A 16,378-nucleotide genomic window follows, 5' to 3' on the forward strand; every position below is an offset into this window, starting at 1 on the left:
GCGCCGCGACCGACCGACCCCTCAGGACCCGCGCCTCCCGAAACGCGGTGGCCCCGGGCCCCGGGGGGTCGGGAGGATGGGGCGATGACGACCGACAGCGGGGCCGTGGGGGCACAGGGTGTGCGAGCCGAGTGGGGGGACGTGCCCGCAGGCGTGCGGGGAGAGGCCGAGGCACGCCTGGGAGCACGCGTCGTGGCGGCGGAGACGCAGGCCGGCGGCTTCTCGCCGGGCGTGGCGGCCCGCCTGCGGCTGACGGACGGGACGAGGGCGTTCGTCAAGGCCGTGACCTCGGCGGCGAATCCGGAGAGCCCGGGCATCCACCGGGCGGAGGCCGCGGTGGCCGCGGCGCTTCCCCGTGAAGTCCCGGCCCCGCGCCTGCTGGCCTCCTTCGAGCGGGACGACTGGGTGGTCCTGCTCTTCGAGGACATCGAGGGCCGCACGCCCGCACAGCCGTGGGACGCGGCCGAGTTGGAGCGCGTCCTGACCGCGGTCGGCGACCTCGCGACGCTGCTCACACCGTCCCCGGTGGAGGTCCCGCCCGTGGCGGAGGCGAACGCGGAGAACTTCCACGGCTGGCGCGCCCTGGCCGTCGAGCACGCGGCGGCCACCGACGACCTGACGGGCCTCGACCCCTGGGCCGTACGCCATCTGGCGGAACTGGCCGCGTTGGAGGCCGGATGGGCGCGGGCGGCGGCAGGAGAGACCCTGGCCCACGCGGACCTGCGGGCCGACAATCTGCTGCTCACCGCGGACGGCCGCGTCATGGTCGTGGACTGGCCGTGGGCCTGCCTGGCGGCGCCCTGGTTCGACCTGCTGCTGATGCTGCCCAGCGTGGGGATGCAGGGCGGACCGCCCCCCGCCGAGATCTTCGACCGGCACCCGGTGGCCGCGGGCGCCGACCCGGACGGCGTCACGGCGGTGCTGGCCGCCTTCGCCGGCTTCCTGCTCGGCCACGCGCGGCGGCCCGCGCCGCCCGGCCTGCCGACACTGCGCCCCTTCCAGCACGCCCAGGGCGTCGTCGCGCTCGACTGGCTGCGGACCCGTACCGGCTGGTCCTGACGGCGGCGCGCCCTACCCTGGCCTTATGTCCCCTTTCGTGGTCGAGCGCCGCACCCCGCTGCCCGTCGCCGAGGCGTGGCGGCGGCTGACCGACTGGGAACGGCACACCGCCACCGTGCCGTTGACCCGGATCAGCGTGCTGACGCCGCCGCCCGACGGGGTCGGCACGGCCTTCGTGGCGCGGACCGGGCTCGGCGGTGCCGGGTTCGACGACCCGATGCGGATCGTGCGCTGGGAGCCGCCGGTCGACGGCGGCCCCGGATTCTGCCGCCTGGAGAAGACCGGCCGGATCGTCACCGGCTGGGCGGAGATCGACGTACGGCCGGACGACACCGGTACGGGTACGGGCGCGGATACCGGCTCGTGGGTGCGCTGGCGCGAGGAGCTGCGGGTGTGGCGGCTGCCGGGAGCGTTCGACGCGGTCACGGCGCGTACCGGACGGCTCGTCTTCGGCCGGGCCGTGGACACCCTGCTGCGCGGGGAGTGAGGCGAAGACGGCCCGCGGGTACCGATGAGTTCCGCGCCGCGCACCGGTCTACCCCGGTGAAGCGCACGACCTTCCCGTGACACCGACCAGCGGAACGTAAGGCAGGCACCCATGTCCACGAAGATCTTCGTCAACCTCCCCGTGAAGGACCTCGACCGCTCCGTGGCCTTCTTCACCGCCGCCGGGTTCACCTTCAACCCGCAGTTCACCGACGACAACGCGACCTGCATGGTGATCAGCGACGACATCTACGCGATGCTGCTGGTCGAGCCCTTCTTCCGGACCTTCACCGAGAAGGAGATCGCGGACACCGCCACGACGACCGAGGCCATCGTGGCGCTGGGCCTGGACAGCAAGGAGCAGGTCGACCGGATCGCGGAGGCGGCCGTGGCCGGGGGCGGCACGGCGGCCAAGCGCACCGAGCAGGAGAGCCCGATGTACACCCGGAGCTTCTTCGACCTGGACGGCCACCACTGGGAGCTGTTCTGGCTGGACCCGGCCCTCGCCCAGGGCTGACCCCCCTCGCCCAGGGCTGACCCCCCTGGTCCAGCGGTCTGGTCACCGTACGGGCGGCGGCCCGCTGCTCTCGCGCACGACCAGCTCGCCCGCGACCTCCACCCTGGTCGACGCGGGCTGCTCCCCGCCGAGGAGCTGGACCACCATCCGGGCGGCGAGCGCGGCCATGTCGGCGAGCGGGGTGCGTACGGTGGTCAGCCGCGGGGTGACCCAGTCGGCGAAGGGCAGGTCGTCGAAGCCGACGACGCTCAGGTCGGCCGGGACGCGCAGCCCGAGCGCGGCGGCGGCGCGGTAGGTGCTCAGCGCCTGCTGGTCGTTGCCCGCGAAGACCGCGGTCGGCGGGTCGGGCAGCCCCAGCAGGTCCAGGGCGTGCCGGTGCGCGGGCTCGTGGGTGAAGTCGCCGTAGCGGACGAGCGCCGGGTCGAAGGGCAGCCCGGCCTCGTCGAGCGCCGAGCGGTAGCCGTCCACGCGGGCGCGTGAGGCCAGCCGCTCCGGCGGCCCGCTGATGACGGCGATCCTGCGGTGGCCGAGCCCGATGAGATGGCGGGTCGCGGCCAGCCCGCCCGGCCAGTTCGTGGCGCCCACCCACGGCACTCCGGGCGCGGGCTCGTCGGCCGGGGCGATCAGCGCGAAGGGCAGGCCGAGCCTGCGCAACTCCTCGTGCTGGGCGGGCGTCAGCTCCGGCAGCACCAGGATCGCGCCGCGCGTGCGACGGGTGGCGAGCGAGTCCAGCCACTGCCGGGTGAGCCGGCTGCGGCCGTGCGTCGCCGACACCACCATGCCCAGCCCCTCGGCGTGCAGCGACTCCTCCGCGCCCCGGATCAGCTCGCCCGCCCACGGGCTGGCCAGTTCGTTGATCACGAAGTCGATCAGGCCGCCCGCCGCCAGCGCCGTCGCCGCGGGGCGGTGCCGCGCGAGATACCCGTGCTGCTCCAGCAGCCGCTGGACCTTGGCGCGGGTCCTGGACGCCACGTCCGAGCGGTCGTGCAGCACCTTGGAGACCGTGGAGACCGACACCCCCGCCTGCCGCGCGATCTCGGCGAGCGTCGTCGTGCCTCCGCCGCCCGCGCCTGCGTCTGTGTCGCCGCCTGTGTCGCCGTCGGCTTCGTGCCCCGGTTCCGCCGCCGCCATCCTCTGCTCTCCCGCGCTCGCGCCCCCGGCGGCCGTACCGCCGTGCCGGTCCGCCTTTTGCGAAAGCTATCGCGAATCACCGCGGTCGCGGTTCTCGGACCCGGCGGCGGTCCGCGGGCCGGGAGACGGACGGCGGGTCCGGCAGCGGTCGGCGGGCCTGGTCGCGGCCCCAGGACCCGGCGGCGGTCCGCGGGTCCCGTCACCGCCTTGACCCTCACCGAAGGTGAGGGCCCACCGTGAGGGCAGGGCGTACCGCACGCCGCGGAACCGGACGAGAGGACCTTCCATGAAGACGACTGGACCTTCCACGACAGAGCGCTGCGTCATCCTCGACATCGGCGGAGTCCTGGAGATCACACCGCCGACGGGCTGGATCGAGCGGTGGGACGAGCGCCTCGGCCTCCCGCCGGGCACCGTGGACCGCCGTCTCGACGACGTCTGGGAGGCCGGGGCGGTCGGCGCGATCACCGAGCCCGAGGTACGCGCCCAGGTCGGCGCCCGCTTCGGCCTCGACGCCCGCCAGGTCGAGTCCTTCATGTCCGACCTCTGGGCCGAATACCTCGGCGCCCCCAACACGGAACTCATCGACTACGTCCGCGGCCTGCGCTCCCGCTGCCGCCTCGGCATCCTCAGCAACAGCTTCGTCGGCGCCCGCGAACGGGAGACCGCCCGCTACCGCTTCGACTCACTGGTCGACGAGATCGTCTACTCCCACGAGATCGGCGTCTCCAAGCCCGACCCCCGCGCCTTCGCGCTCACCTGCGAGCGCCTCGAAGTCCGCCCGTCGGACTGCCTGTTCATCGACGACCACGCCCCCAACATCGCCGCCGCCGAGACCGCGGGCATGCGCGCCCACCTCTTCACCGGCACCCCGCAGGCCGTCGCCCGCGTCGAAGCCCACCTGCCGGCGCTATGAGGTGCGGGTGTTGGTGAGGTGCGGTCCGATGTGGCCGATGTAGAGCAGACCGGTGTTGGCGGTGTCGTCGAAGAAGTGCAGCCGCGGGGAGATGGTGCTGCCGCCGCCGATCCGCAGATGGGCCTCCATGTAGACCGCGCCGGAGGGATCGACGGCGCGGGGCACGGGGAGGGTGCGCTCCTTGCGCCAGGAGAGGTTGCGCCAGACGGTGTCGGACTCCTTCATCAGGACCTTGCCCGCGGGGAAGGGGTGGCAGCCGGAGGGGAGATCCTGGCACCAGGAGCGGAAGTCGCCGCGGGCGCGGCCGGCCACGGAGGCGGCGGCGAAGTCCTCGAGAGCCTGGAGCGCTTCCCAGCAGACGTTGACCCAGTTGGGCTTGGAGCGGTCGTCGAGACCGGTCATCACCTTGGCGTCCCCGGTGAAGAGCAGGGTGGGGAACTGGTGGAGCCGGGCGTGGAGTTCGGTGAAGCTGCCGGGCAGCGCCTCGCTCTCGTCCTCCTCGACGGGGGCGAAGGCGGCCTCGTAGGCGCCGACTTGCTGGAGACGTAACTGGAGCGCGCGGACCTGCTGTTGGGCGGCGCGGCGCTCGGCGTAGAACTCCTCGGCGAGCCAGTTGGCGTCGGCGAGGTCGTGCTGGAGCTCGCGGACCTGCTTGTAGCGGGCGGCCTCGGCCTCCGCCGCCTCGTCGAGAAGGGCGATCAGGCTCTCGTGGTCGGCGCGCAGGCGCGCGATCTCATCGCCGTGCTCGGTGGACCGGGGCCGCGGGCGCTGGGCGTGCAGGCGGGCCAGCGGCTGGGGGAGCGGCATGCGGGCGGCCTGGTTGCGCGGCAGCGCGGTCAGCACGGTGGCGGCCCGTACCGGATCGGCCTCGACCGTGGCGCGGGACATCACCGGGTGCCGCTGCCCGTCGGCGGCCCACGCGGGGTCGACGCGCGGCATGTACGTACGGATGCCGCCGCCGAAGACCGGATGGTGTTCGAGCGCCTTGTTGAACGCGGCCTGCGCCTCGCGGGTCAGCACGTACAGCACCGCGCGGCCCACGAGTTGGGTGAAGGCGCGGTCCACGACCTTCTCCAGCCACTCGTCGGCGTCGGTCCCGTACGGCACGCTCGCCACGACGATGGGCAGCCGCCGCTCCCGGTCGGTCAGCTCCTCGACCACCTCCTTCACGTCACCGGCGTAGATGAAGCTGGCGCGGGCGCGGATCTCGGCGATACCGCTGTGCGTGTCCAGGGCGTCGAGTATCGCGTCGGCCAGCCGCGGCTTGGACGCGCGGATCTGCGGTATCTCCGCCGAGTCCGGCCGGTGTTCGACATCGAGCTGCACCCAGGTGCGGCCCGGATCGGCCATGTCGGTACGGACGATGAGCGTGGACTGCCAGGTCGCCCGCAATGCCGGCGGGCTCTCCCGCAATCGCCAGCGGCTGTGCGCGCCCTGCTGCCCCGAATCGGTGTCGCGGTCGAGCGTCACGTGCTCGGCTATCTCGTTGCGGCCGTCGTGCAGCGCCGTGACCGGATAACCCTTGGCGTCGGTGAGCCACTCCGCGACCAGCCGGTCGGCCGTCGCGGCGGCCGTGACGTAGTCCTGCTCGGTCCACACGACCATGCGGTACGCGGACGCGTCCACGCAAGTCCCCCCTCGGTGGGCTGATCGATCTTCAAGGGGAGGCTAGAAGAGCGCGGTGTCACGGTGATAGGGGGCACGCCGTCCGGCCGGGCCGTACGGGCTGCCCGATCCGGGGCGAATCGGGTACACGGCCGTTGGGCGTCACACCTCCGCTGCCCCGGTGGCCTACGCGAGCGCCGCGCGCAACTCCCCTGTCGTGGGCGGGTTGGCGCCGGGCCGCGAGACGGTGAGCGCGGCGGCGGTGCCCGCGTGGCGCAGCACATGGGCGAGGGTCGCCTTGTCCAGGGCGCCGAGCGCGGGACGGGCGGCGGCGCCGGTGAGGCCGAGGCCGGTGAGGGCGTCCAGCGTCGCGGACATGAAGGAGTCGCCCGCGCCCACGGTGTCGGCGACCTCGGTCCGCACCGGCGCGCCCGTCACCTCGATGTCACGGGTGAAGGCGGCGGCGCCCTCCCCGCCCATGGTCACGAAGACGACGGCGGGCCCGGCCGCCAGCCAGCGCGCGGCGACCGCCGCGACCGGCTCGCCCGGATACAGCCACTCCAGATCCTCGTCGCTCGCCTTGACGAGGTCGCTCAGCGCCACGCACCGCTCGACTCCGGCGACACCCTGCTCGTGCGTGCCCATCAACTCCGGCCGGATGTTGGGGTCGTAGCTGACGGTGGCGTCCGCGCGCAGCCGCGCGGCGAGGTCCACGGTGGTGGCCGCGCCCGGCTCCGCCACGGCGGCGATCGACCCGATGTGGACGTGCCGGATCGCGGTAGGCGGCTCGACGGGCCCGAGCGTCCACGCGATGTCGAAGTCGTAGCGCGCCGCGCCCTGTTCGTCGAGCGTGACCACCGCCGTCGGCGTGCGGACGTCGTGCCGGCCGTCCGCGAGCAGGTGTACGCCCGCCGACCGCAGGTGGTCGGTGATGAGCTTGCCCGAGGGGTCGTCGCCGAGCTGCGTGAGGAGCGCGGTGGCGTGGCCGAGGCGGGCCAGCCCGTACGCCACGTTGGCCGGACTGCCGCCGGGATGCGGCACATCGGGCTGTCCGGGGGTCCGGACGATGTCCGCTACGCACTCACCGATCACCAGGAAGTCGCTCATGGGCCACATGCTGCCGTATCGCGGTCCCGCCCGGCGACCCCCCGTCCCCGTACGCGATCACGCGGGCGGTCCCCTGCCGGTACGCGGCCGGAGACCGTCTGCCGCGGCGGGCCCGCCCGCCCTACGCTGGTGGCGGCGGCCCCGCGGATGAGCGGGGCGGCGGACGAAGGGGGGCTCCGTGGACGCGGAGTTGGCGGCACTGGCCGCGTCGGGCGCGACGCAGGTGGTCACACTGATGGCGTCCGACGCCTGGACACAGGTACGGGACCGGCTGGCGCGGTTCCTCGCACGCGGCAGCGGCGGCAGCGCCGGGGCGGCGGCCGAGGACGGTACGGCAGCCGACGACGGTACGACCGGGGCCGCCGCACGCGCCGGGGACGAGACCGCCGCTCTCGACGAACTTCAGCTCTCCCGCGCCGAGTTGACGGCCGCCAGGGACTCGGGGGACGCGGACGCCGCCGCCGACATCGAGGCGGGCTGGCGCACCCGGCTGCGCCGCGTCCTACGGGACGACCCGGCCGCCGCCGCCGAACTGCGGCTGCTGCTGGAGGAGTTGGCCCCGGCGGCCGGCCGTGGCTCGGTCAGCGTCGTCAACAACACCGTCAACGACGGGGTGTTCCACGCCCCGGTCATCCAGGGCCGCGACATCAGGAGCACCACCGTCCACGGCGGCGGCCCGACGACACCCTGACGGCGGCAGGGCCCGGCGGTCAGGACTCGGACCTGTCCAGCTCCTCGTCCAGCGCCGTCGCCGCCGTGATCAGCGACAGATGCGTGAACGCCTGCGGGAAGTTGCCCAGTTGCTCACCCGTCGGCCCGATCTCCTCGGCGAACAGGCCGACGTGGTTGGCGTAGGTGAGCATCTTGTCGAAGGCGTAACGGGCCGGGCCCAGGCGCCCGGCGCGGGCGAGCGCGCCGACGTACAGGAAGCTGCACAGCGAGAAGGTGCCCTCGCCGCCGCGCAGCCCGTCGGGGGACGCGCCCGGGTCGTAGCGGTAGACGAGGCTGTCGGAGACCAGCTCCTCGTCCATCGCGTCCAGCGTCGACAGCCAGCGCGGCTCCTTCGGCGCGACGAAGCCGACCTCCGGCATCAGCAGCAGCGACGCGTCCAGCACCTCGCTGCCGTAGTGCTGCACGAAGGCGTGCCGCTTCTCGCTCCAGCCGCGCTCCATGACCTGTTCCATGATCGTGTCGCGCGCCGTCGTCCAGGTCTCCAGATCGGCGGGCCTGGCGAGTTCCGCGGCCAGCCGGATGCCGCGGTCGAAGGCCGACCAGCACATCAGACGGCTGTACGTGAAGTCCTGCCGCCCGCCGCGGGTCTCCCAGATGCCCTCGTCCGCGCGGTCCCAGTGCGCGGCCAGCCAGTCCAGCAGCCCGGAGAAGGCCCGCCAGCCCTCCCACCCGGCGAGCTGGGCGATGTCCTGCGACCGGGACAGGGCGTGCACGGCCTCGCCGTAGATGTCGAGCTGGAGCTGGTCGGCGGCCCCGTTGCCGAGCCGGACGGGCGCGGAGCCGCGGTAGCCCTCGAAGTGGTCCAGCGTCTCCTCGGCCAGGTGCGGGTCGCCGTCCACCCGGTACATGATCTGCAACGGCTCGCCGGTGACCGTGCCGCCCGCGCGCAGCCGCCCGCCGAGCCAGCGGCGGAAGGCGTCCGCCTCCGCGGTGAAACCGAGGTCGACCAGCGCGTTCACCGACAGCGACGCGTCCCTGACCCACGTATAGCGGTAGTCCCAGTTGCGCTCGCCGCCGACCTGCTCCGGCAGGCCCATGGTGGCGGCGGCGACCGGAGCGCCGGTCGGCGCGTACGTGAGCAGCTTCAAGGTGATCGCCGAGCGGTTCACCGCCTGCTGCCAGCGGCCCCGGTAGCGGCACTGCCGGATCCAGCCGTGCCAGAACTCCCGCACCCCGTCGAATTCCGCCCGCAGGCCGTCCACCGTCACCGGCTCGGGCGGCTCGCCGTGCGCCGCGCACACCGTCAGCACCGCGGCGGCCATCTCGCCCTGCTTCAGCGTGACCGCGGCCCGGACGTCCTCCTCGTCGCGTTCGAGGTCCAGCGGGCCGACCGGCTGGAGGTACGCCCACGCCTCGGACGCGCCGAATCTGGCCGTGCCGTCGTCGGTCACGTGCAGCCGGTGGTCGCAGCGGCCGTAGTCGAAGCGCGGCCTGCACTCCAGGGCGAAGCGGACCGTGCCGCGCACCACCCGCATGACGCGCAGCAGCCGGTGCCGGTCGGTGGCGGTCTCCGGCCGGTCCACCGGCATGAAGTCGATGACCTCGCCGACGCCGTCGGGGGTCATGAAGCGGGTGACGAGCACCGCGGTGTCCGGCAGATAGAGCTGCCTGACCCTCGCCTCAGGGCTCGCGGCCGCGATCGAGAAGTAGCCGCCGCGGTCGTGGTCGAGGAGCGAGGCGAAGACGCTCGGCGAGTCGAAGCGCGGCGCGCAGAACCAGTCGACGACGCCCCGCGACGACACCAGCGCGCTGGTCTGGAGGTCTCCGATGAGGCCGTGGTCCGCGATCGGCGGGTAGCGACGCATGAGGGCACCTTTCGCCGTTCCCCCGCCGCGGTGCGCCCGCCGCGAGGCGTCCCCCCCGCCCTGACCACGCTAGATGACGCGGTCCGCACCGGCATTCCGGCGCGATCGCGGGTCCGTGCCGCCGACGGGTCCGAGGAGGGAGGCCAGCGGCGGCTCGGAGGCCAGCACGGCGCCCGCGGTGATGGTGAAGGTCAGCACCGCGCAGATCGCGATCAGCCAGGACAGCATCGTGAAGACCGACCCCAGGGAGCCGTAATTGGCCAGGCTGCGGTTGAGGGCGGTCGGCATGTAGAGGCGGGCGGTCACCGACAGGGCCGTCATCGCCAGCGCGGTGAGGATCGCGCCGGGCAGCAGCGGCAGCCACGCGACGCGCTTGCTCAGCAGCAGCCGCTGGGTCCACCACCACACCAGCACGTCCGCGAGGAAGGTCAGCGGCAGGCCGAGCCACAGCCCGACGCCGAAGCCGTCGCGCAGCGGCCCCTGGAGCACCAGCGCCACCATCCACGCGGCGATCCACACCACCCAGCGCCACACCGCGACCCGCACCGAGGCGCGCGGCAGCCCCCACGCCCGCTCGCACACCCGCGCCATCGCCCGGCTGCACGCGGTGGCGGACAGCAGCGCCATCAGGACGCCGATCACCCCGATGGTCTGCCGCAGATCCCCCCCGTTCGCGCTGTAGACCTGCCTGAGCTGCTCGTCCGACGCCCCGGTGAGGCCGAAGACGTTGCGCGCGGTGCTCACGAGCTGGTCGCGTACGGTCTTCGGCGCGAAGGCCGCGACCACGAACAGCAGCGGGACGGCGGTCAGGAAGAGCTGGGCGGCCAGCCGGGTGCCCGCGTCCAGCAGATTCACCGACAGCAGGCGGGCGGTCAGCTCGGTGATGACGGGGAAGCGGCGTTCCGCCGCGTGGCGCAGCCGCAGCCCGCGCGCCTTCCAGCGCGCCGCGCGCCCGGCCGCCCCCGCGACCGTACGGCCGACCAGGCCCTTCTCGCGGTCGGCCCGGCCCTTCTCACGGCCCGGGGGCCCGGAGGGTGCGGCGGCCATACGCGACCTCCACGGCGGACACGGCGGACACGGCGGACACGGCTGTAACAGGCGGACATGGCGAGCACCGCGAACACGGCGGCGACGAACGCCACGAACGCCACCAGTCAAGGCGGTGTACGGGGAACGCGCGACTTGTGACGCCGACGGACGGCCTCCGCGCCGGGCTCAGCGCCGGCCTCCGCGCCGGGCTCAGCGGGCCCGCGGCGCGGGAAGGACCGCCTCCAGACACACCCGGCCGCCGATCTCGACGGTGCCGTCAGGGCCGGGCGCGGTGAGGATCTGCGAGCCCCGGCCCTGCGTGATGTGCAGCGCGCGGCCGAGCTGCCGGGTGAGCAGCAGCGCGGCGGCGCCCGTCGCCTCGTCCTCGTCGATGCCGTCGCCGCGGCCGGGGAAGGCGCGCGCCCTGATCCGGCCGGCGGCCTCGTCCTGCCACGCCCAGGCGTACACCCACTCGCCCGGCTCCGGCACGTCCAGCGCGTCGACCTCGGCGGGCAGCGCGTACTCGCGCAGGGTGCGCGGCGGCGCCCACTCCGCGCGGACGGTGATCCAGGTGAACTCCCCGTCGTCGCGCGTGAAGACCTCCCCGACCTCGGGTTCGAGCACCTCCACGTCGAGCAGCCAGGCGACCCCGACCAACGGGTGCCCGGCGAAGGGCAGTCGCAGCCCCGGCGTGTAGATGTCGACCGCGCCGCGCTCCGGGTCGTCCACGAACACCGTTTCGCTGAAGCCGAGTTCACCGGCCAGGGCCTGCCGTGCCGCGCGGTCCGGGTAGCGCGAGCCGTCGCGGACCACGCCGAGCGGGTTGCCGTACCGCCGGTCGGGGCCGCAGAAGACCCGCAGCACATCGATGCCGCCCGATGTCGTATTCACTCCGGCATTCAAGCATTCGGGGCGCGGGAGCGGACCCGCTCGCACCGGCCGGTTCCGGCCGTCCCGCCGCCGGGACCCGTGGAACTGGTCAGACCACCTGGCGGAAAGCTATCCTGAGCGTCGCTGTTCATCAGTTACGGCGTCGGCGGCCGGAGGTCGCGAGCGCGTCATTATGGGGGCCTCACGTATGAACGACTCTCGCGAGGTCGCGGGCGTTATCCTGCCGGGCTATCCAGAACCCCTGTGGATCCAGGCGGTGAATTTGATCCGCAGCGAAATCGACCGGGGCGAGCTGAGGCCGGGAATGCGGCTGGCGCCCGAGCGGGAGCTCTGCCGTCAACTGGGGATCAGCCGGGTCACACTGAGGAAAGCCCTGGGTCACCTGGTGGAGGAGGGCGTGCTCAGCGCGTCCCACGGCCGTGGCTGGTACGTGACGCAGTCGGCGCCGAAGAAGGAATGGCCGAACAGCCTGGAATCCTTCAGCGAGACCGCGGCACGAATGGGGTTGAAGCCGCACTCCAAGGTATTAATGGCACAGGCGAGCCCGGCGAGCATCGACGAGGCGGAGCGGCTCGGTATCGCGCCCGGCACTCCGCTGTTCCGGCTGGAGCGGGTACGGCTGCTCGACGGTGTTCCGATAGCGCTGGACCTGACGCGAATTCCGCTCGCTCTGGTGCCCGGCATCGAGGACGTCGATTTCGCGGACCGCTCGCTGTACGCGACGCTTTCCGCCGCCGGGGTCGAGCCGGTCCGCGCGGACAGCACGATCGAGGCGACCAAGGCCGACGACCGCGCCGCGGGACAGCTCGACATGGCCTCGGGCGATCCGCTTCTGGTCATGCACCAGATCGCCGTCGGCTCCGACGAGGAGCCGCTGTTCGAGTCCACGATCCAGTACGCGGGCGACCGGTACCGGCTGCGTACGTCCTTCGCGCGCTCGCACGGCTGAGCCGCGGGCGGCCGTACGGCTGAGCCGCGGGCGCTCGTACGGCTGAGCCGCGGGCTGAGGCCGGACCGGTGTGCCGACCTCAGCCGTGCGCGTGGTCAGAGCACCAGCACTCCCTTGACGAAGTCGGGACCGGCCGCCGTCATGGCGCGGAAGGCGTCGTCCACGCCTTCGAGGCCGAAGCGGTGGGTGATCAACGGCGCGTAGCTGAAGCGGCGTTCGCCGATCAGCGCGAGCGCGTCGCGCATGGCGCCCATCAGCCGGGTGCGGTCCGGGCAGAAGCCGTTGACGACGGTGACGGCCTTGTACCAGAGGTCCATGTCCATCATCGCGTCGCCGGTGTGGTGGTAGCCGACGACGCACAGGGTGCCGAAGGGCCGCACCAGGCTGCCGGCCGTGCCGAGACCGCTCGTCGTGCCGGTCGCCTCCAGGACCACGGCGAGCCGCGCGTCGGTGGCCCGTCCGGTGTCCTTCCGGTACTCCTCCGGGAGGTCGTCGGGCGCGAAGACGAGGTCGGCGCCGAGCCGCAGGGCGCGCTCGCGGCGGGCCGGGTCGGGGTCGACGCCCACCAGCAGCCCCGGCGCGTGCCGCTTGGCGAGCTGGACCAGGCCGAGGCCCATGAAGCCGAGGCCGACGACGGCGACCCGGTCGCCCGCGCGCACCCCCGTACGGGACAGCGCCTCCTCCAGGTCGGCGACCGGTTCGCCGATCGCGTGCGCGGGTTCGATCCCGGCCGGTACCGGCAGGACGGCGTGCGCGTCCATGACGGCGAGCGTCGCGAATCCCTCGCCGCCGAGCCCGGTCACCAGGTCGCCCGGCGCCCAGCGGCCCGCGTCCCGGCCGGTGCCGACCACCCGCCCCACGATCTCGTGGCCCAGCCTGACCGGCGGCGCGGCCGGGTCGTGCGAGAGCCATGGCCCGATGTCGGAGGTGCAGACCCCGCTGGCCAGCACCTCGACCAGCACCTGGCCGGCGCCGGGGACCGGGTCGTCGGCCGCGACGACCTCCGAGGTGCGCGGGCCGACGAGCTGACTGATCTTCATACGGATCTCCTGGCCTGAGTGGTGTGACGGCTGGTGGTGTGACGGCTGGCGGTGTGACGGCTGGGCGGGGATGGCGGGCCGAGCGGTGGTGACGGGGTCGGTGACGACCGGGGACCAGCGTAGCGAAGTGGTCCTATGTGGTCAGTAGTGGTGTCGTAGGAATCCGGCCGGGATGACGGCCGAATTGTGCCTGTCTGTGGCTGAAAAGTGCGAAGTGCGCCCGGTTTCCCCGGCATTCTGGTCTGCTTCACCCTCTAGACAGGACCGGCTTTCGTATTACGATGGCGGCAAGTGGTATGGCTTTGGCACATACCCAACGACCGCTGTCCGGGCCCTCGACAGCCCCGGAAGCGGTCCTGGCGGGACTCACTTCAGGCGGGACTCAGGGGAGGAGAGCGGATGGCATCCGTCACCGCGGCAGTCATCGGCGCGGGTTCGCAGGGCCGGGTGCACGGCCTCGGCCTGAGGGCGGTGCCGGGCGTCGAGCTCGTCGCCCTCGCCGACGTCGACGAGCGGACCGCGGAGGACCTGGCGGGGGAGCTGGGCGTACCGCGGACGTACCGCGACTACCGCGAACTGCTCGTCCTGGAACGGCCCGACGTCGTCAGCGTCTGCACACCGCCCGCCCTGCACCCGGAGATCGTCCGGGCCGCGGCGGCGGCCGGGGTCCGCGCGGTGCACTGCGAGAAGCCGGTCGCGCTGTCGTACGGCGAGGCCCTGGAGATGACGCGGGTCGCGGCCGACGCCGGCACGCAACTGACCTACAACCTCCAGCGCCGCTTCGAGGCCGTGCAGCGCTTCGCCCGCGAAGCCGTCGCCGTGGGCGAGATCGGCGAGGTCGTGACCATCGAGGGGTACTGCCCGAACCTGTTCGACTGGGGCACCCACATCCTCGACCTGATCCTCTTCCACCGCGGCGACACCGCACCGGAGTGGGTCTTCGGCCAACTCGACGTGACGCTCGACCGCTATGTGTACGGCGCCTTCGTCGAGACCGCGTCGGTCACCCAGATCGGCTGGGCCGACGGCGTCCGCGCGGTGGTCTCCACCGGACGCGAACCGCACACCCCGGTCCTCAACCTCCAGAACAACCTGGGGCTGATCATCCAGGGCACCCGCGGGCGCGCCGACATCCGCGGCGCGCGCTGCCTGATCCAGCGCTTCGGCAAGGACGACCTGGTCCACGACTCACCCTTCGACACCGACCCCCGCACCTGGGACCGCGGCGTCGATCCGGCGATCGTGGCCGCCACGGCCGAGGCGGTGCGGGACGCGGTCGACAGCCTGCGCACCGGCGGCAAGCCCGCCCTCGACGCCGAGCACGGCCTGCGCGGCGCCGAACTGGTCTTCGCGACCTACGAGAGCAGCCGGTCCCGGCGGCGCGTGCCGCTGCCGCTCGACCGCATGGACAACGCCCTGCTCAGCGGGCGTGCGCAGGGCTACTGGAGCCCTACCGGCGAACTGCGCTCCACCTACTGAAACGAGCGGCCCGACGATGCCGAGAACCGCCAGCCCCACCGCCCTCGCCGTCTTCAGCGGCGACGACGTCCACGAAGACCTCTTCACCGCCGCCCGCGAAGTGCGGACCCTGCTGACCGACGAGGGATTCGTCACCCGTACCGCCGTCGGCACCGGCCGCTTCGACGGCCCGGTCGACGCCGAACTCATCGTGCTCTACACGGCCTTGGGCCGCTTCACCGACGCACAGCGCGCGAGCCTGGCCCGCGCGGTACGCGGCGGCGCCGGACTGATCGCCCTGCACTCCACCACCGTGGACGCGGACCTGTTCGACCTGGTCGGCAGCCGGTACGTCTCGCACGGGCCACCGCCCCACGAGAGCCGGTTCACCGTCACCCTCGACGGCGCACACGAAGTGACCGCCGGAATACCGCCGTTCGAGCTGACGCACGAGCACTACCACGTCGAGACCGCGCCCGGCGTGCTCACCCTCGCCCGCCGTACGACCCCCGGCGGCACCGAACCCCTGCTGCACGTCCGCGAATTCGGGGACGGACGTGTCTGCTACCTCCAGTTGGGCCACGACATGCGGAGCTGGGGAGAACCCGCCGTGCGCCTTCTCGTCCGGCGCGCGGCCCGCTGGGCGTGCCGCCTCGAAGCCCGAGGGAACTGACCCATGCGCATCCTTTTCCGGAAGATCTGTTTCTACCTGCTCACGGCGTGGGCGGCCATCAGCCTCAACTTCGTCATCCCGCGCGTCATGCCGGGAAACCCCGCGGACAACCTGATCCAGCAGTTCCACGGGAAGCTCAGCCCCTCCGCGGTCCAGGCCCTGCGGGTGCTGTTCGGCGAGTCCGACAAGAACCTGTGGGAGCAGTACGTCAGTTACTGGCACAGCATCTTCACCGGCGACTTCGGCACCTCGTACGCCTACTACCCGTCGCAGGTGAGCACCGTGCTCGGGCAGAGCATGTACTGGACGCTGATCCTGGTCACCATCTGCACGGTGCTCGGCTTCGTCATCGGCACCACGCTCGGCATGCTCGTCGGCTGGAAGCGCGGCACCTGGCTCGACTCGCTGATACCGATCACCACCTTCCTGTCGTCGATCCCGTACTTCTGGTTCGCGATCATGATCGTGTACGTCTTCGCGATCACCCTCAAGTGGTTCCCGCTGTCCGGCGGTTACGGGCTCGACCAGACCATCGGCCTGAACGCCGGGTTCATCGGCAGCGCGATCAACTACGCCGTCCTGCCCGCCGTCACCATCACCGTCGCCTCCGTGGGCGGCTGGCTGATCAGCATGCGCAACATGATGGTCACCACGCTCAGCGAGGACTACGTACGGCTCGCCGAGGCCAAGGGGCTCCCCAGGCGCCGGGTGATGTACACCTACGCCGCCCGCAACGCGATGCTGCCGTCCTTCTCCGGCTTCGCCATGTCGCTCGGCTTCGTGATCGGCGGCTCCATCGTCACCGAGGTCGTCTTCAACTACCCCGGCATCGGGTCGGTGCTGTTCAAGGCCGCACAGGCGGCCGACTACCCGCTGATGTCCGCGATCTTCCTGCTCATCACCGTGCTGGTGCTGATCGCCAACCTGATCGCCGACATCGCGTACGTGTTCCTCGACCCGAGGACAAGGGAGAGCTGATC

Annotated in this window: 16 protein-coding genes; 9 read left to right on the forward strand and 7 right to left on the reverse strand. The window is 72.7% G+C overall.

The genetic code is table 11. The features are described 5' to 3' along the window. Positions 1–84: 84 nt before the first annotated feature. From ACIO6U_RS20320 to ACIO6U_RS20330, 3 genes are all read left to right on the forward strand, one after another. Positions 85–1,059, forward strand: a complete 975-nt coding sequence (locus tag ACIO6U_RS20320) for an aminoglycoside phosphotransferase family protein (protein WP_401720964.1) — start codon at positions 85–87, stop codon at positions 1,057–1,059. Between the two features lie 25 nt (positions 1,060–1,084). Then, positions 1,085–1,546, forward strand: coding sequence for an SRPBCC family protein (locus ACIO6U_RS20325; protein ID WP_401720967.1), 462 nt, complete (start codon positions 1,085–1,087; stop codon positions 1,544–1,546). A 111-nt stretch (positions 1,547–1,657) separates the two neighbouring features. Then, on the forward strand, positions 1,658–2,062 hold the full coding sequence (locus ACIO6U_RS20330) for a hypothetical protein (RefSeq protein WP_355333246.1): 405 nt from the start codon (positions 1,658–1,660) through the stop codon (positions 2,060–2,062). 42 nt (positions 2,063–2,104) lie between these two features. On the opposite strand, the gene ACIO6U_RS20335 is transcribed toward ACIO6U_RS20330, so the two are convergent. Next, the gene (locus ACIO6U_RS20335) at positions 2,105–3,193 is read right to left on the reverse strand and encodes a LacI family DNA-binding transcriptional regulator (protein ID WP_401720970.1); all 1,089 of its coding nucleotides are present in this window, start codon (positions 3,191–3,193) and stop codon (positions 2,105–2,107) included. A 286-nt stretch (positions 3,194–3,479) separates the two neighbouring features. Here ACIO6U_RS20335 and ACIO6U_RS20340 point away from each other — a divergent pair, with 286 nt between their 5' ends. Further along, a complete protein-coding gene (locus ACIO6U_RS20340) occupies positions 3,480–4,109 on the forward strand; it encodes an HAD family phosphatase (protein WP_355333240.1) in 630 nt (209 codons plus the stop codon). Here ACIO6U_RS20340 and ACIO6U_RS20345 read toward each other — a convergent pair. Continuing rightward, positions 4,104–5,735, reverse strand: coding sequence for a hypothetical protein (locus ACIO6U_RS20345; protein WP_391161173.1), 1,632 nt, complete (start codon positions 5,733–5,735; stop codon positions 4,104–4,106). The genes ACIO6U_RS20340 and ACIO6U_RS20345 overlap by 6 nt on opposite strands. Before the next feature lie 165 nt (positions 5,736–5,900). Beyond that, positions 5,901–6,821, reverse strand: coding sequence for a carbohydrate kinase (locus ACIO6U_RS20350; protein ID WP_401720974.1), 921 nt, complete (start codon positions 6,819–6,821; stop codon positions 5,901–5,903). 178 nt (positions 6,822–6,999) lie between these two features. Between ACIO6U_RS20350 and ACIO6U_RS20355 the strand changes: the two genes are divergently transcribed. Then, positions 7,000–7,512, forward strand: a complete 513-nt coding sequence (locus ACIO6U_RS20355) for a hypothetical protein (protein ID WP_401720977.1) — start codon at positions 7,000–7,002, stop codon at positions 7,510–7,512. Between the two features lie 19 nt (positions 7,513–7,531). On the opposite strand, the gene ACIO6U_RS20360 is transcribed toward ACIO6U_RS20355, so the two are convergent. From ACIO6U_RS20360 to ACIO6U_RS20370, 3 genes are all read right to left on the reverse strand, one after another. Continuing rightward, on the reverse strand, positions 7,532–9,358 hold the full coding sequence (locus ACIO6U_RS20360; protein WP_401720980.1) for a glycoside hydrolase family 15 protein: 1,827 nt from the start codon (positions 9,356–9,358) through the stop codon (positions 7,532–7,534). Between the two features lie 69 nt (positions 9,359–9,427). Next, positions 9,428–10,405 carry a YhjD/YihY/BrkB family envelope integrity protein gene (locus ACIO6U_RS20365; RefSeq protein ID WP_401720983.1) on the reverse strand — a complete coding sequence of 326 codons (978 nt, stop codon included), beginning with the start codon at positions 10,403–10,405 and terminating at the stop codon, positions 9,428–9,430. Positions 10,406–10,597: 192 nt separating this feature from the next. Beyond that, positions 10,598–11,278: a PhzF family phenazine biosynthesis protein gene (locus tag ACIO6U_RS20370; RefSeq protein ID WP_391048380.1), complete on the reverse strand. Its 681-nt coding sequence runs from the start codon at positions 11,276–11,278 to the stop codon at positions 10,598–10,600. Positions 11,279–11,465: 187 nt separating this feature from the next. Between ACIO6U_RS20370 and ACIO6U_RS20375 the strand changes: the two genes are divergently transcribed. Beyond that, on the forward strand, positions 11,466–12,227 hold the full coding sequence (locus ACIO6U_RS20375) for a GntR family transcriptional regulator (protein WP_355333224.1): 762 nt from the start codon (positions 11,466–11,468) through the stop codon (positions 12,225–12,227). 95 nt (positions 12,228–12,322) lie between these two features. Here the strand turns inward: ACIO6U_RS20375 and ACIO6U_RS20380 are convergent, their stop codons facing one another. Continuing rightward, complete coding sequence (locus tag ACIO6U_RS20380) at positions 12,323–13,267, reverse strand: zinc-binding dehydrogenase (protein ID WP_391161164.1); 945 nt, start codon at positions 13,265–13,267, stop codon at positions 12,323–12,325. Between the two features lie 399 nt (positions 13,268–13,666). Here ACIO6U_RS20380 and ACIO6U_RS20385 point away from each other — a divergent pair, with 399 nt between their 5' ends. From ACIO6U_RS20385 to ACIO6U_RS20395, 3 genes are read left to right on the forward strand one after another with little or no spacing between them, the layout of a single operon-like run. After that, entirely contained in the window at positions 13,667–14,746 is a 1,080-nt protein-coding gene (locus ACIO6U_RS20385; RefSeq protein WP_401720988.1) for a Gfo/Idh/MocA family protein, read from the forward strand. A gap of 16 nt (positions 14,747–14,762) precedes the next feature. Continuing rightward, entirely contained in the window at positions 14,763–15,398 is a 636-nt protein-coding gene (locus ACIO6U_RS20390) for a ThuA domain-containing protein (protein WP_391048373.1), read from the forward strand. A gap of 3 nt (positions 15,399–15,401) precedes the next feature. Next, on the forward strand, positions 15,402–16,376 hold the full coding sequence (locus ACIO6U_RS20395; RefSeq protein WP_355333214.1) for an ABC transporter permease: 975 nt from the start codon (positions 15,402–15,404) through the stop codon (positions 16,374–16,376). Positions 16,377–16,378 lie beyond the last annotated feature (2 nt).

This window comes from Streptomyces sp. NPDC087422 (assembly GCF_044744145.1).
Lineage (GTDB): Bacteria > Actinomycetota > Actinomycetes > Streptomycetales > Streptomycetaceae > Actinacidiphila.